Origin of the sequence: Pseudoalteromonas sp. SR43-5 (genome assembly GCF_014163835.1) — a bacterium.
GTDB classification, from domain to species: domain Bacteria; phylum Pseudomonadota; class Gammaproteobacteria; order Enterobacterales; family Alteromonadaceae; genus Pseudoalteromonas; species Pseudoalteromonas distincta.
The window spans coordinates 165,754-180,438 of sequence record NZ_JACJEA010000004.1; the positions used below are offsets into that span (position 1 = coordinate 165,754).

Genomic DNA, 14,685 nt, shown 5'->3' on the forward strand with positions numbered 1-14,685 from the left:
ATATCCTGCGCTAAATTATTAGTATGCTGTACTTTTAAGGAATAAACATGACACTAACAACCCCAGGCTTACTTTTTCCGGCCATATCGCTGTTATTACTCGCCTATACAAACCGATTTTTAGTTTTAGCGCAATTAATTAGGGAGCTAAATGCGCGTGAAGGTGAATCTATTCGGCCTGTTGTAGTGGCTCAAATCACTAACTTACGTAAACGTATTAAGCTAATTAGAACGATGCAAGTGTACGGGGTAGCCTCTTTTCTACTGTGTACACTATCAATGTTTGCATTATTTATTGAGTTTAATGCCACAGGAATTATTTTATTTGGCATTAGCTTAGCTTGCTTAAGTTTATCGTTATTAACGTCTTTATTTGAAATACATATTTCCTGTGATGCAATCGAGATAGAACTGCAAAGCATTGAAAATAAACCACTAAGTAGCCGAATAAATAGAAATTTTGTAAAATAGTTTATTATAAATAAAACTCTCTATTATTTGTCACAATCATGTTGTATGAACGCCCCTTTTTGGGGCGTACTTTTTTATTAATTAGAACAATTTAATCCAAATATACTAACTAACTTACTGACTACAAATAAGTTTACTTAGCTAGCCCATTGCAAAAACATAGATAAAATACAATAAACAACTAGTTATGAATTTAAAAAGTAATACTATTTGGTCGCTTTTCTCTTTAATTAATACTAAAAGGGGGGTATCCTGCTGGAAACACGTATGAACTTGCAACCGTATTTCAATATAGAATTTTACTAAACTTTAGAATAAAAATTAATATATTTGATGTCCGTGGTATCTGCGACTTACTTATAAAAAGGGACTATAAAGTGAGATTTGAACAATTAGAGCAATTTGTAGCACTTGGTATATTACGTCATTTTAGACAAGCTGCTGAACAAACCCAAATTAGTACTTCAGCGCTAACGCGCAGCATTCAAACACTTGAAGATGAAATGGGATATGAGTTAGTAAAACGCTCAACACGCTCTGTTAAATTAACGCCAGAAGGCGAGCTTTTTCTAGAATATGCTAAAACGACCCTATCGGAACTTGAGCTAACGAAAAAGCGGATTTTTCAATCAGTAAACGGTAATGCCAATGAAAAGCTCGTTATTGGGTATACCAATAAGGCAAGCAGCATAGTACCTATTTCTTGTGGACAGTTTTTAGCTCAATACCCTCATATAAAAATTGAGATGCAGCTACAAGATCAGCAAGAGCTAACACGCAAACTCCAACAAGGTGAAATAGACATTAGCGTATACTCTCAAGCTATTAATAGTATTGGCAGTGACATTCACTTACCTGATCAGCTTGTGTTATTTGTTTCAAAAAACCACCCTCTTGCCCATAAAAACGATATAAGTAAACAAAACCTTGATAGCTACCCGATGTTTGGCTGTTTCTCTGAGTCTAAACAAGTACAAACTATGCTTAATGAGGCAATTGATTCTTTAAATAAATCATCAAGTATTAAAGTGGGCAGTATTGAGCAAGTAATGGCAGGTGTAGTTAAATCAGATCATTTTGCTATTGCAAGCATTGAACATGCTAATGCAATCGCAGAGAATTCTGAATTAGTACAACTTAAAACAAATAAAGGTTTAAACCACGAACAACTCGTTGTACAAACAAGCCAACAGACGTCGATTACTGAACATGTAGAGCATTTACTATCGCTTATAAAAAAAGCGGGTGCTGCATTTAGCTAATCTGATGTTTCAAAAAGTGCGGCACAATAAACAGTAGCTTTTAACAGCTTTTCGGCTACACTGTCGCACCTTTTTTAAACAGCTGATGTGAATGAACACACTTTTTGGTCCTGATGTCTATTTAGATGATATAGAACGCCAAGGATATACCGTAATTCATAACGCGCTTATTGCCGATTTAGTTAACGATTTAGTTGCAGACTGCCACCGTATAAACCCTCACTTTAGCCTTGCTGGTATTGGTCGATTAAATGACTTACAAATAGATAAAGCCGTACGTACTGATAAAACCTATTGGTTTGACGGCAGCTCTCAAGCACAGCTTACCTATCAAGCAATAATGCAAAGTATAAAGACCACGTTAAATCGCAGTTTTTTTATGGGGTTATTTGATTACGAATGCCATTATGCAAAATATACACAGGGTGATTTTTACAAAAAGCACTTAGATGCATTTAAAGGTCGCTCTAATCGAGTATTTACAACGGTACTTTATTTAAATACGCCTAAGCAAGGTGGCGAACTTGTTATTTATAAACCTAAAAGTAAAGAGATAGAAATAACAATTAAACCAACTGCTGGCACATTAGTAATGTTTGAAAGCGAACGCTTTGCCCACGAAGTACTTCCCGCCGTTGACGATCGCTATTCTATTGCAGGCTGGTTTAGGAAAAACGCCTCTATTAGCGGCATTATTGATCCGCCCCGATAACTCCTAATAGAGCATTTTAACAGCCTTTATTGAGGCTTTTAAAATGCTATTGGGTATGAAAGTAATAACCCTATAAAGATAGCCAAACCCACGTAATGATTATTTAAAAACGCTTTAAAACAGGCATCTCTTTCACGTTTATGAATAAGCGCTTGTTGGTATGCCAATAGGCCCGCAGCAATACTTAAACCAACGCCAAATGCGACACTTAAATGATTGCTTATACCAATAAAAGCAACCAACGCTATAAATACAGCATTAAGTAAAAAGATAATATGGCGGTCGTATTTACCAAATAAAATAGCGGTTGATTTTACCCCTATTTTTAAATCGTCGTCCCTATCAACCATCGCATACATGGTGTCGTAAGCCACTGTCCAGCAAATATTGGCTATAAATAATAACCATGCCTGCTGTGGTAGTGCATTAATTGAAGCCATATACGCCATAGGAATAGCCCAACCAAATGCAGCCCCTAAAACAACTTGAGGTAACTGTGTATAGCGCTTCATAAAGGGGTAACAAAAGGCTAAAGCCAAAGCACCAAAAGAAAGCAAAATAGTATTGACGCTAAGCATTAATACTAAAATGAACGCAATAACTATGAGTAGTAAAAATAGACTAAGTGCTTCACCACTACTCACCTGTCCTGAAGCTAGCGGCCGTTGAGCTGTGCGTTTTACCGAGCCGTCTATTTTTCTATCTGCAAAATCATTAATTACACACCCTGCGCTACGCATAACAACAACGCCCAGCGTAAATACAATAAAGTTGAGTAAGCTCGGCATCCCACTATTAGCAAGCCATAAAGCCCAGTATGTTGGCCAAAGTAATAACAAGGTACCAATGGGCTTATCTATACGCATTAACTGTATATAATAAGGAATATGTTTTGGCTTTAAAGCGGCTAATTTCATGAGTATAAATATGCTCCAGGTAAAAACACTTCACACACTAAAAACTTATATTCTTTGAGTGAGAATACACTTCGACGCCCTAGTAAGTTTTTCTCGGGTAAGTTCAATTTTGTAACTAATTGCTGAATAGGGTGCGTGTCATCAAAATAAGCAATTTCTATATCCGTTCTTTTTAATGCTGGGTCTTGAAAAATCACATCACCTAAAGGACGCTCGCCCATATTGTGCAAAGGATTAATAGAATCATTTTTAGGAAGCCAGCTTTGTGCGTACACCACAGGTTTGTTATCGCACAATAAGAGTACTTCTCTATTAATAGCTGTTTTAGCTGTGCTGTTTAGTAGTAAGTTTTGCTCTGGGCTTAAAGTAAATAACTGCTCACTTAATACCTTTACATTAAAAGTTTTTGAGTTACTTTTTAATTTAGCCGTTAATGAATTCTGTTCAAAAAGCCACTCTTGCTCTAGAGGAGATAAGTCACTTATATAAGAAGTGGACTGCCAATTAGCAGATATAGACAGAGGATAAGTAATCACAATAGCTCAACAAAATAAAAAACAACGAGATGATACCATTGCCAAAGCTTTTGAAAAAGTGATGTTTTATAACCATAAATAATTGCTTGGCGCTGTTTATTACCTACTATTAAGTATAAACTATTTGTAACAAGTTTTAAGAAACGCTTTAAATATGAAAAAAATAGTATACGCAGGTCTTTTTACGTTCTTTGTAAGCGTTATAAGCTTTACAGCTCGTGCTGAATCCACAGTTGGTTATTTTGGTTTTGAGCCTGATATAATCACCAACTACATTGGCGCATCAAGTAAAAAAATGGGCTATGTGCGTGTAACTATTGATTTAATGCTTACTGATACTTCTGATATTGCAGTGGTTGAACACCACACGCCATTACTTCGTGATGCCCTAGTAGAGATTTTATCTAAAGAACCAGAAGAAAAAATAAAATCACTTACTGGCCGTGAAGAAATACGTGCAAAGTGCGCCGAAAAACTAAAAAGCCTGCTAAAAGAAGAAACAGGACAAGAGATCATCCGTGAAGTCTTGTTCACTAAATATTTATATCATTAGTATTTAACGTTTTGCGTTAAATATTTTGGCGGTATAGGCAAAAGCCATACCGCTAACTAACCCACCTAAGTGCGCCCAATTAGCCATACCTACAAACAATACATCAGCAAACCCAAGCACTAACCAAATCAACATAAAACCAATAATAGCCGTGCTAACTAGGGCAGGCTTGTTAGGATTTAAAAAGCTATGAATCCAACAAAAACCAAGTAATCCATATACTACGCCACTCAAACCGCCAAAGTTAGGACCAACCATTAGGTATTGCGCCCAATTACTAATAAGTGCAGTCACTAAAAACAAGCCTATTAAGCTTAGTTTTCCGCATTGTTTTTCGATATTGTCACCAAGCGACATCCACCAAATTAAATTAAACACTATATGCATCGCGCTAAAATGTACGAGGGCGGGCGTTAACCAACTTAAAGGCTGCGTAGGTTTAAACTGCATCATGGTGTAAATGGTCTCAAAACCACCTAGTAAAAAAGCAAAATAAATTATAACGCTTACAATACTTACGGTTTGATTAAGCCAGCTGAGCGCTTTAAAACGGGCTATTAGATTAAGTGATTGCCCTTGATATTTAAGCGGTGATTGCGTGCTGCCTACATCCCAAGATGCTTGTAGGTATTTTTCATGATTAGGGTTTTGTGTAAATTCAGCCCATAAAGGTTGTATTTGATGAAAATGCTCAGGCGCAACACTAATAATGACATTGCTACCATCTGAGGAGCTTAATTGTCCTTGTAAACCTTGGCTTTTTAAATAATCTATAAAGCCCTGTGCGGCGCGCGGGTTATTTAAACTGCCAAGCTCTATCATCGCTCTACTTTCTCGCTGTAAGCAGCTTCCCAAGCTGTAAAGCCGCCATCCATACTGTAAACGTCTTCAAAACCTTGCTCAACTAAGTAGCTAGCTGCGCCTTGTGAGCTCATACCGTGGTAGCAGACAATAATAATTGGCTGATCGAATTCTTTTTCCATCATAAATTGTGCGATATTACCGTTAGAAAGTGCTTCTGAGCCTGGAATGCGACCGGCTTGATACGAATTAGGATCGCGAATATCTGCAATTACCACGTCTTCTTTATCTAAAAGCTCTAACGTTTGCGCTATAGAAATATGTTTAAATGCCATTGAAATCTCTTTAATTAATAGTATAAAAAAGGCGGCTAAAGCCGCCCTTCTTGTAATTTAGTTAGGAACTAATCCCAGTTTAAAATTACTTTACCTGACTGACCTGAAATCATCATATCAAAGCCAGCTTGGAAGTCATCCACAGAATATTGATGTGTAATGATTGGGTTTAAATCTAGGCCAGATTGAATCAAACTTGCCATTTTGTACCACGTTTCGAACATTTCGCGACCGTAAATACCTTTAATCACTAAACCTTTAAAAATAACTTGGTTCCAGTCAACTGCCATATCAGATGGTGGAATACCTAGCATGGCAATTTTACCGCCGTGGTTCATATTATTAAGCATTGAATTAAACGCGCTTGGCACACCTGACATTTCAAGGCCAATATCAAAACCCTCTGTCATACCTAGCTCTTTCATTACATCTTCAAGCTTTTCATTGGCAACGTTTACAGCGCGTGAAGCTCCCATTTTACGTGCTAAATCTAGGCGGTATTCGTTTACGTCGGTAATTACAACGTGGCGAGCACCAACATGTTTTGCAACAGCTGCTGCCATAATACCAATTGGGCCTGCACCAGTGATAAGTACATCTTCGCCAACTAAGTCAAACGATAGTGCGGTATGAACTGCGTTACCAAATGGGTCGAAAATAGAAGCGAGTTCGTCAGAAATATTATCTGGAATTTTAAATGCGTTAAATGCAGGAATAACTAAATATTCGGCAAATGCACCTTCACGGTTTACACCTACACCCGTTGTATTACGGCATAAATGTACACGCCCTGCACGACAATTTCGACAGTGGCCACACGTAATATGCCCTTCGCCAGATACGCGGTCGCCAACCTGAAAGCCACGAACTTCTTGGCCCATATCAACGACTTCACCAACATATTCATGGCCAACAACCATAGGCGTTGGAATGGTTTTACTTGCCCATTCGTCCCACTTGTAAATATGTACGTCGGTACCACAAATAGCTGTTTTGCGAATTTTAATCAGTAAGTCGTTATGACCTACTTCTGGCTTTGGTGCATCTGTCATCCAAATGCCCGGTTCTGCTTTTAATTTTGATAATGCTTTCATAATCCACACTCAATTAAAAAACCGAAGCGAGGCTTCGGTTTAAAATAAAATTAAATAACGCCCATTTCTTTACCAATACGGGTAAATGCATCGATAGCTGTATCGAGTTGCTCAATACTATGTGCCGCTGAAATTTGTGTACGAATACGCGCTTGCCCTTTTGGTACTACAGGGAATGAAAAACCGGTTACGTAAATGCCTTCAGCAAGTAATTTATCAGCCATTAACGAGGCTACTTTGGCATCTCCTAGCATTACGGGGATAATTGCATGATCTTTACCTGCACACGTAAAACCAGCAGCTTCCATTTGCTCACGGAAATATTTAGCATTTGACCAAAGTTTAGCGCGAAGCTCGCCGCCATTTTCAAGCATTTCAAGTACTTTAATTGATGCAGTAACAATTGAAGGCGCTAATGAGTTTGAGAACAAGTACGGGCGTGAACGCTGACGTAACCATTCAACAATTTCTTTTTTACCTGATGTATAACCACCTGAAGCACCGCCCAGCGCCTTACCTAATGTACCGGTGATAATATCTACACGGTCTAATACATTACAGTACTCAGGTGTACCCTTACCGTTTTCGCCAACAAAGCCAACTGCGTGAGAGTCATCTACCATTACAAGCGCATCATATTTATCGGCTAAGTCGCACACAGCTTCTAAATTACAAATAACGCCGTCCATAGAAAACACGCCATCGGTAGCAATTAGTTTAGTTTTAGCACCGGCTTCGTCTGCTGCAATAAGTTGCTTCTCAAGATCAGCCATGTCGTTATTTGCATAACGAAAACGTTTAGCTTTACATAAACGTACACCGTCAATAATTGATGCATGATTTAATGAATCAGAAATAATAGCGTCTTCTGCGCCTAAAATAGTTTCGAACAAACCTGTATTTGCGTCAAAACATGAAGAATATAAAATAGTATCTTCTGTTTCTAAGAACGCACTGATTTTTTGCTCTAGTGTTTTATGGATGTCTTGAGTGCCACAAATAAAACGCACTGAAGCCACACCAAAACCATGATTATTTAAACCATTCTGCGCCGCTTCAATTAACTCTGGGCTATTAGCTAAACCTAAATAGTTATTAGCACAAAAGTTGATTACTTTACCTGATGCAACTTCGATTTGAGCTTGCTGCTGGGACTTAATAATACGTTCGTTTTTATACAAACCTTCGGTTTTTACGTCTTCAATTTGCTGTTGTAACTGGCTAAAAAAAGCAGATGCTCTCATCTAGGTTCTCCATATATTTGAACGGGTAAACAACCGCACTTTCGCGGCTGTTTATTATGCGGGGTATTGTAAAAGTTTAATGGGTAAAATGCACGGTTTGCAGTTCGTCGCAAACGCCCTCAGTTGGAAGGAATTCCTGCCAGTTTACAGGCTGTTTATTTATGTTTTTAAAAGTGCAGGTAAACTACTTATAGAATCGATAATTAAATCAGCTTCTTGCTTAGCGCTTTGGTCAAAGCTTTGCCCTGAACGCACTAAAACGCGTGTAGTGATGCCCGCTTTTTTCGCAGCCTGCATATCACTGAGTTTATCGCCCACCATAATACTGCAAGCAGGGTCGATATTATGCTCTTGTATGCCTTGTAATAACATTCCTGGCGCAGGCTTTCTGCAACTGCACTCTTTCAAATATTCAGGGCGCGCTTTTTTAGGGTGATGCGGGCAAAAATACACATCGGTAACTTCAATGCTGTGGGCACTAAACTGGTCTTTCATCCAGTCGGTCAGTGCTAAAAAATCAGCTTCGGTGTAATAACCTCGACCAATTCCAGATTGATTAGTGACGATTATGATTTTATAGCCTGCATCATAAAATGCTTTACAAGTGCTAAAAACACCGTCAATAAATTCAAATTTATCGCTTTGATACACATAACCATGATCAACATTTACCACGCCATCTCGATCTAAAAAAAGCGCTTTATTTTTTTGTTGTGCATTCATTACAAAGACTCTTTTTGTACAACATGGTCAAACATCGCTTTTACATCATCAACTGTAATTTGGCTCATTAAATCATCGCCTTTTACGCGTGTACCCCACGGTACTTGCTCAGCCGTTTTACCTGTTTGCTTAAACAAGTTTTGATGATAAACCTCTACCACGTAGTCTTGATATAAATAAGGACCTGTGCGTGCTGGATTTGAATGTGCATATAAACCAATAACCGGCGTACCAACTGTTACTGCCATATGCGCAGGACCCGTATCGGGCGCGAGCACTAAGCTGCCACGCTTTAACACGCACAACAACTCTTTGAGTTTTGTTTTACCGACTAAATTTAAAATAGGCGTGTTGCTGTGCTCAATAATGCTATTTGCTAGGTTAATCTCAAGCTCTGTTGGGCCACCCGTCAATACCACCTTAAAGCCTTGCTCGCTTGCATAATCAGCCAATGTGGCATAACGATCAGCGAGCCAATTACGCTGCGCTTTACTAGCTGCGGGCGATATTACTAATAGTTTATTAGTTAGGTATTCTGATGTTAATAACTCATCTGCAACCGCTTGGTCTTGCTCGGTATATGGCATGTCCCAACTCGGTTTATAATCAGCTACACCAATGGCTTTTGCAAAACCTTTAAAGCCTTCAAGCACATGCGCCTGGGCTTGTGGGTCTATTCGTTTATTAATAAATAAGCTGTGCAATTCTTTTGAACGAGCCCAATCGAACCCTATTTTTACTTTTGCAGGAATACAGCGCGCTACAAGCCCAGCCCTTAATGCAACTTGCATATTAAGAAGCACATCAAATTTTTGGTTGTTGAAGCGTTGCTTCAAGCTTTTAAGCGCTGCTTTGCCTTGCTTTTTATCAAATACCACCAGCTCAACACCCGGTAAGTCAGCAAGTAACATGGCTTCTATTTTGCCAATTACCCAGGTGATTTTTGCATTCGGGTGTGCCTTTTGAATGGCTTGTACAGCACTCACACCATGACATACGTCACCAATGGCAGAGAGTCTTAATATACAAATAGATGAATAATTAGGAGCTTGAGTCACACATTCCCTTAGGTATTAAATACAAAAGCCGATCTTAAATTATAATCACGCTATTGCAAGCACTTATCCTGCGCTTTAAAACGCGCTAATATAGACACATTATTTAGCAATTACACAGAGCTATGTTTAAACAACACGTGCAAGGCAACCACACTGTATTAAGCCACCCTAAATACACAAGCCAAATTACCCTCGATTGGTTTGATGCAAATTATTGGCAACAACAAAATAAAATTGTGGGCGCTAAAAAAGGTCGAGCAACTGCGTGGTTTTTTAAGCAAGACGAATTAACAGCCGTACTTAGGCATTATTGGCGCGGTGGTTTAGTGGGTAAATTGCTAAGCGATCAATATTTATACCCAGGGCTTGAACAAACCCGTGTGTATAAAGAGTTTAGTTTAATGAGTAAACTTATAGAGTTTGGTTTAAACGTACCAACCCCTGTTGCAGCTAAAGTAACCCACAGCGGGTTAATTTATCGTGGTGATATTATTACCGAGGCTGTTAAAGGCGCTAAAAGTGTACTCGATATATTAATTGAACGCTCATTGACTGAAGATGAGTTAGAGCGCATTGCTAAAACAATCGCGCTATTTCATTCAAAAGGCGTTTATCACGCTGATTTAAACATTAATAACATTTTATTTAATGATATTGGTGATGTGTATATTATCGACTTTGATAGAGGTGAAATAAGAGCGCCTAACCCACAGTGGCATCAAAGTAATATGGCACGCCTTGAGCGCTCATTTTTAAAAGAGCAAGGTCGAAATGATGTATTTAATTGGCAAGCGAGTGACTGGCAAACTCTGCATAGCAACTACTTCAAAGCGCTCGCCAATATCAGTTAACCTAATATAAGTTAACTTAGTTAGCCAAGGCTAAATACTGCAGAGCAACCTGCTCTGCCTGTACTTGTTTTAGAATATCTGCGTTTTCTACATTTGGCTTATCTGCTAGCACCTGCTTAACGGCATTGGCTAATGCCTCACTTTGTTGAACGGGTACTAAATATTTACTCAGCTCGCCTGTTAATATCTCGCTTGGTCCAAATGTACAATTAGTGCTAACTACCGGAGTACCCACCGCTAAAGCCTCAATTAATACCGTTGGCAGCCCTTCAAAATCAGAGCTCAACACTAAAGCTTTGGCATGCTGAATCCAGTTGTATGGGTTTTGTTGAAATCCAGGCACTACTAACTGTTTATCTATGCCATATTGCTGTGCAAGCTTTAACGCTTTTGCAGGTTTATTACATAAAAGGACTAACTTGTATTTTTTATCAAGCTTTGCAAATGCTGCAAATAATATATCGTGGCGTTTTTGTTTGGCGAGCCTTCCTACATGAATTAAGTAAGGCTCATTTGGGATGTCGTTATTTTTCTCATTTGCTTGTTGGTTTATTTTTTCAAAATCGAACGGGTTATAAATAGTCGCGATTGCACTTGGGTTAATTAAATCCCCTTGTGTTATTTCTTTTTCAACACCCTTTGATACGCAAATAAGTGATTTACCATTTAAGTTTTGCTTACTTTTTTTAAGGTATAAATATGAAAATGGACCTAACTTTTTTTGACGGGCAAGTTCTGAATTGACGGAGTTATGAATAACAAAGTGAACATTTTTGATATTACTACGTGCAAGTAAATTATTACTTCTATCAAGGTTAGAAAGCACTAGGTCAATATTGCCAATCTCGCTTTGTTTTTTTTCAAACCACGCTTCTAATCGCAAAATACTATTTTTTCGCTGCCAGAATCTATCTACTTTAGATGCTCTATCAGGAAAAAGGCTGTCAACTTTAACTATATCAGGAATGTCATACTCAGCGTTGCTCGCAAGAGATAATATAGTGACATTGTGCTGTAGTTTCGCCATTTTATCAGCCAAAGTAAGCATTACTTTTTCAGCACCACCACCTACTAGTGAATCAATTACAATCACTATATTCATAAGCGCTCTCCTACAAGCATATTTTTTATACCGGTAGTGATCACGTCGAAGCTATGTGTACTATCGAGTTGCTTATACTTACCAATAAATTCACTATAAAAAGGCTCGGTAATAACTTGAGCTATTTTCGTTGTAATTTCATCAATATCAAGATTCGCTTTTATTACAACACCTGCATTAACGCAGTGATCCAAACGTGTATTTTGATCTTTTGAGATAGCACATGCCACAACAGGGGTTTGAACTGCAATTGCTTGCAATAAAGTATCTCCACCACTAAGTAATGCGACTTTAGCTTGGCTCATTAATGCCAAAAATTCGGTTCCTTGCAGGCTTGATAAACAAGTAACCTCATCACTTTTAGGAATTGCTTTATTATAATTTGCACCAAACACAACAACTGCTTTTAAACCAGTATGCTTAGTAATTTTAAGCGCGGCTTTAAAGTAAACCTCAGCACAATTAAGATTATTTAATATATGCCCGCCAGAACCCGCATTAACAATAAAATAGCCATCAGATACTAAGTTATAGCGATTTAAAACATCACGTTTTTGCTCACAAGAAGCAAATGGAACAAAAGGGCCTACATTACGAGGGTGTGCCAAGGGAAACATGTCTAACTTCGCACTTTCAGCCCATGTAAGTGGCTCAATACAATAATCAGGCTGTACAACCCAATGTGTATCAATTAAATTAATCCTGTTTAGCTTCAATCCCTTAGCGCGTTTTTTTGCATGCTGAGAAATAAATACAACTTTAGCGCCTACTTTTTTAGCCGCTTTCATATGCCCTGCACGTCCTGCACAATCAAAAACAACGACGTCAGGTTTAAATTGCTCTATAAAGTCGCAAACAGAATCAAGCTCTTTAGTCGCTGAGTGTTCAAGCAATGTTGCTTCAAAAGGACACTTTTTTGCGTAGCTTGTATGCTTGTTTAGTATGAAGTGAATATCGAGAGAATCAGTAAGTTCTGCCTTTAAACTTTGAGCCAACAACAACGAGCGCATATATTCACCAATGCCTTCTGGTGATGATACGGGAATAAATAAAAGTCGTTTGTTGCTCATTACATTCTCAATTTCCTATTTGAACTCCAGTATACCAATCAGATACTTATTACGATAGCTAGGTTACATTTTAATATATTAAATTAGCTCTATAAATTTGATTATTTACTGCAATAACAAGCTTAGGTTGATAAACTTAGCCGCAATCTAAATCACAAGGATCTGAACTTTGCGAAACAGAATTTTTCTACTTTCTACTCTTTTTTGCGCTATGAGCGCGTCAGTTAATGCTGAGCCATGGGTAAAACCCGATGATTACGGTCTAAGAGCTGATATTCAACAATTAGCTGATGCCGGTGTTATTTTAGCTCCTGTAACTACCTATCCGCTTATGTGGAAAAGTTTTATAAGTGATGTGCAAAGCATGCCGCTTGAGCAATTATCTCCAAGCTTGCAAGATGCTTTACTTCGCGTTAAGCATCGATATAAATCAGAAAATAGCAGCTCGCATAGTCTTCAATTATCAGCTTTTGCAGCCACAGATCCGATCATAGCAACAAGCTTTGGTGCAACAAATACACAAGAAACAGAGCTTTCAGCAGCTTACGCTTATTTAGGCGATAACTTTGCAGCTAAAGTAGCTATAAATTACAGAAAAGACGGTAAAAAATGTTTAGTTGATGGAAAAACGACTGACGATATAGTTACCGATGAGCAAGCTTTAACCGATTGTAACGATACCTCACTTGACGATAGTTACTTAGCTTACCGTTTAGGTAACTGGATTTTTAGAGCCGGTGCTGTTGAGCAATTTTGGGGACCTGGTGTTGATAACAGCTTAATTATGTCTGGTAATGCGAAACCTTTACCTGCACTAAGTGTAACCAGAGAAAAAAGTACTGCTTTTGAAACACCATGGTTAAGCTGGATTGGTCAATGGGGTTTTACCGCACAAATGGCTAAACTTGAGTCTACACGAGTAATTCCTGATGCTTTACTTTGGAGCAGTAGATTAAATATACGCCCAATACAACAATTAGAAATTGCACTTAGCTGGTCTGCACAATGGGCAGGAGACGGTCAACCGGGCTCTGCGGGTGATTTTATTGATGTCATAACTGGGCAAACTGCATGTATTGATGGCAATGTTAGTTGTGATAGCCAATTAGAGTCGAAAATAGGTAATCAATTGGCTGGTATTGATATTCGTTGGTCAGATACCTTATTTGATCAACCATATGCGGTTTATGCCAGTACTATAGGTGAAGATGCCAGTTCACAGTTTAAGCCAGCCGATAGAGCCTATTTGTATGGTGTACAGACAACACAACGTGTATATGATCAAAACTTATTAATAAATGTAGAGTACATAGATACAGGTGTTTCATGTTCAGCAGAGTCTACTAATGAAAATTGCTACTATGAGCATTCAGATTACAAATCGGGTTACCGTTACCACGGTCGCACTATTGGCTCTACTTATGATAACGATGCACAGTCAGTTGTTTTAACACTACTTGGTCAGCTTTCTAATGGAGACGATTGGCAGGTAAAATTACGGAGTGTTGATTATAACAGTGATAATACTGACCGCTATGGAAACAATCCAGACTTAGGTAACACTATTACTAAAACAGGCTTTAATAGTAAGCAATTAGAGCTTCGTTATAGAATGCTTTCTATGGGCGGCCGCGTCACTTTAGGTGCTTTTGCATCTAACAATGACGGTGCTGAAAACGATACATCAGCATTTGCCAAGTACGAATTAAATTTTTAGTAAGTTACTTTATTAAAAATAAGAAGGGATGAAAACACTGTTTTCATCCCTTTTTTGTATTTTTAGTAACTTAAATCAGTAATTATACCAATTGCATTAAATTAGTGTTCTATTATAGCGATAAGAAAATAGCTCAATAACAAGGCTAAAATTATGATACATAGTTGTTCTATATAAATAATTTTTAACGTAGTTAGTGAGTTATTTAATACGCTAGAATGATCATGTTTTTAATAAAAT

General features: G+C 38.1%; 16 protein-coding genes. 6 read left to right on the top strand and 10 right to left on the bottom strand.

Annotation, left to right across the window (positions count from 1 at the left end):
• Positions 1-47: 47 nt before the first annotated feature.
• The 3 genes from H5090_RS04045 (at position 48) to H5090_RS04055 (ending at position 2,444) form a co-directional block, all read left to right on the top strand.
• Positions 48-470 carry a DUF2721 domain-containing protein gene (locus H5090_RS04045; RefSeq protein WP_002961042.1) on the top strand — a complete coding sequence of 141 codons (423 nt, stop codon included), beginning with the start codon at positions 48-50 and terminating at the stop codon, positions 468-470.
• A 377-nt stretch (positions 471-847) separates the two neighbouring features.
• Positions 848-1,732, top strand: coding sequence for a LysR family transcriptional regulator (locus H5090_RS04050; RefSeq protein WP_002961044.1), 885 nt, complete (start codon positions 848-850; stop codon positions 1,730-1,732).
• A 91-nt stretch (positions 1,733-1,823) separates the two neighbouring features.
• A complete protein-coding gene (locus H5090_RS04055) occupies positions 1,824-2,444 on the top strand; it encodes a 2OG-Fe(II) oxygenase (protein WP_154903688.1) in 621 nt (206 codons plus the stop codon).
• Between the two features lie 38 nt (positions 2,445-2,482).
• Here the strand turns inward: H5090_RS04055 and ubiA are convergent, their stop codons facing one another.
• On the bottom strand, positions 2,483-3,361 hold the full coding sequence (ubiA, locus tag H5090_RS04060; RefSeq protein WP_182694150.1) for a 4-hydroxybenzoate octaprenyltransferase: 879 nt from the start codon (positions 3,359-3,361) through the stop codon (positions 2,483-2,485).
• Complete coding sequence (locus tag H5090_RS04065; RefSeq protein ID WP_002961048.1) at positions 3,358-3,897, bottom strand: chorismate lyase; 540 nt, start codon at positions 3,895-3,897, stop codon at positions 3,358-3,360. The genes ubiA and H5090_RS04065 overlap by 4 nt, the downstream gene beginning before the upstream one ends.
• A gap of 154 nt (positions 3,898-4,051) precedes the next feature.
• On the opposite strand from H5090_RS04065, the gene H5090_RS04070 reads away from it, so the two are divergent.
• On the top strand, positions 4,052-4,450 hold the full coding sequence (locus H5090_RS04070) for a flagellar basal body-associated protein FliL (protein ID WP_002961049.1): 399 nt from the start codon (positions 4,052-4,054) through the stop codon (positions 4,448-4,450).
• 3 nt (positions 4,451-4,453) lie between these two features.
• On the opposite strand, the gene glpG is transcribed toward H5090_RS04070, so the two are convergent.
• From glpG to H5090_RS04100, 6 genes are all read right to left on the bottom strand, one after another.
• On the bottom strand, positions 4,454-5,272 hold the full coding sequence (glpG, locus tag H5090_RS04075) for a rhomboid family intramembrane serine protease GlpG (RefSeq protein ID WP_182695084.1): 819 nt from the start codon (positions 5,270-5,272) through the stop codon (positions 4,454-4,456).
• Positions 5,269-5,586 carry a thiosulfate sulfurtransferase GlpE gene (gene glpE / locus H5090_RS04080; protein ID WP_010554397.1) on the bottom strand — a complete coding sequence of 106 codons (318 nt, stop codon included), beginning with the start codon at positions 5,584-5,586 and terminating at the stop codon, positions 5,269-5,271. The genes glpG and glpE overlap by 4 nt, the downstream gene beginning before the upstream one ends.
• A 68-nt stretch (positions 5,587-5,654) precedes the next feature.
• Positions 5,655-6,680, bottom strand: coding sequence for an L-threonine 3-dehydrogenase (tdh, locus tag H5090_RS04085; RefSeq protein ID WP_024595694.1), 1,026 nt, complete (start codon positions 6,678-6,680; stop codon positions 5,655-5,657).
• Between the two features lie 50 nt (positions 6,681-6,730).
• Positions 6,731-7,924, bottom strand: coding sequence for a glycine C-acetyltransferase (locus tag H5090_RS04090; protein WP_002961055.1), 1,194 nt, complete (start codon positions 7,922-7,924; stop codon positions 6,731-6,733).
• Between the two features lie 159 nt (positions 7,925-8,083).
• The gene (gene gmhB, locus H5090_RS04095) at positions 8,084-8,647 is read right to left on the bottom strand and encodes a D-glycero-beta-D-manno-heptose 1,7-bisphosphate 7-phosphatase (protein ID WP_182695085.1); all 564 of its coding nucleotides are present in this window, start codon (positions 8,645-8,647) and stop codon (positions 8,084-8,086) included.
• Positions 8,647-9,705: a glycosyltransferase family 9 protein gene (locus tag H5090_RS04100; protein WP_182695086.1), complete on the bottom strand. Its 1,059-nt coding sequence runs from the start codon at positions 9,703-9,705 to the stop codon at positions 8,647-8,649. Before H5090_RS04100 ends, gmhB begins: the two co-directional genes overlap by 1 nt.
• Positions 9,706-9,827: 122 nt before the next feature.
• On the opposite strand from H5090_RS04100, the gene H5090_RS04105 reads away from it, so the two are divergent.
• Positions 9,828-10,556 (top strand): 3-deoxy-D-manno-octulosonic acid kinase, encoded by a 729-nt coding sequence (locus H5090_RS04105; RefSeq protein WP_182695087.1) that lies wholly within the window; start codon positions 9,828-9,830, stop codon positions 10,554-10,556.
• A gap of 16 nt (positions 10,557-10,572) precedes the next feature.
• On the opposite strand, the gene H5090_RS04110 is transcribed toward H5090_RS04105, so the two are convergent.
• Both H5090_RS04110 and H5090_RS04115 read right to left on the bottom strand, forming a co-directional pair.
• On the bottom strand, positions 10,573-11,658 hold the full coding sequence (locus H5090_RS04110; RefSeq protein ID WP_182695088.1) for a glycosyltransferase: 1,086 nt from the start codon (positions 11,656-11,658) through the stop codon (positions 10,573-10,575).
• The gene (locus tag H5090_RS04115; RefSeq protein ID WP_182695089.1) at positions 11,655-12,728 is read right to left on the bottom strand and encodes a glycosyltransferase; all 1,074 of its coding nucleotides are present in this window, start codon (positions 12,726-12,728) and stop codon (positions 11,655-11,657) included. The genes H5090_RS04110 and H5090_RS04115 overlap by 4 nt, the downstream gene beginning before the upstream one ends.
• Before the next feature lie 211 nt (positions 12,729-12,939).
• On the opposite strand from H5090_RS04115, the gene H5090_RS04120 reads away from it, so the two are divergent.
• The gene (locus H5090_RS04120) at positions 12,940-14,445 is read left to right on the top strand and encodes a capsule assembly Wzi family protein (protein ID WP_182695090.1); all 1,506 of its coding nucleotides are present in this window, start codon (positions 12,940-12,942) and stop codon (positions 14,443-14,445) included.
• The last annotated feature ends 240 nt before the right edge of the window (positions 14,446-14,685 follow it).

What these genes read in the sequence shown, in the direction of transcription:
- H5090_RS04105 (WP_182695087.1), top strand. Translation starts at nt 9,828, where the DNA reads ATGTTTAAACAACACGTGCAAGGCAACCACACTGTATTAAGCCACCCT.
- H5090_RS04055 (WP_154903688.1), top strand. Translation starts at nt 1,824, where the DNA reads ATGAACACACTTTTTGGTCCTGATGTCTATTTAGATGATATAGAACGC.
- H5090_RS04120 (WP_182695090.1), top strand. Translation starts at nt 12,940, where the DNA reads ATGAGCGCGTCAGTTAATGCTGAGCCATGGGTAAAACCCGATGATTAC.
- gmhB (WP_182695085.1), bottom strand. Translation starts at nt 8,647, where the DNA reads ATGAATGCACAACAAAAAAATAAAGCGCTTTTTTTAGATCGAGATGGC.
- H5090_RS04045 (WP_002961042.1), top strand. Translation starts at nt 48, where the DNA reads ATGACACTAACAACCCCAGGCTTACTTTTTCCGGCCATATCGCTGTTA.
- H5090_RS04090 (WP_002961055.1), bottom strand. Translation starts at nt 7,924, where the DNA reads ATGAGAGCATCTGCTTTTTTTAGCCAGTTACAACAGCAAATTGAAGAC.
- tdh (WP_024595694.1), bottom strand. Translation starts at nt 6,680, where the DNA reads ATGAAAGCATTATCAAAATTAAAAGCAGAACCGGGCATTTGGATGACA.
- glpG (WP_182695084.1), bottom strand. Translation starts at nt 5,272, where the DNA reads ATGATAGAGCTTGGCAGTTTAAATAACCCGCGCGCCGCACAGGGCTTT.
- H5090_RS04115 (WP_182695089.1), bottom strand. Translation starts at nt 12,728, where the DNA reads ATGAGCAACAAACGACTTTTATTTATTCCCGTATCATCACCAGAAGGC.
- glpE (WP_010554397.1), bottom strand. Translation starts at nt 5,586, where the DNA reads ATGGCATTTAAACATATTTCTATAGCGCAAACGTTAGAGCTTTTAGAT.
- H5090_RS04110 (WP_182695088.1), bottom strand. Translation starts at nt 11,658, where the DNA reads ATGAATATAGTGATTGTAATTGATTCACTAGTAGGTGGTGGTGCTGAA.
- H5090_RS04070 (WP_002961049.1), top strand. Translation starts at nt 4,052, where the DNA reads ATGAAAAAAATAGTATACGCAGGTCTTTTTACGTTCTTTGTAAGCGTT.
- ubiA (WP_182694150.1), bottom strand. Translation starts at nt 3,361, where the DNA reads ATGAAATTAGCCGCTTTAAAGCCAAAACATATTCCTTATTATATACAG.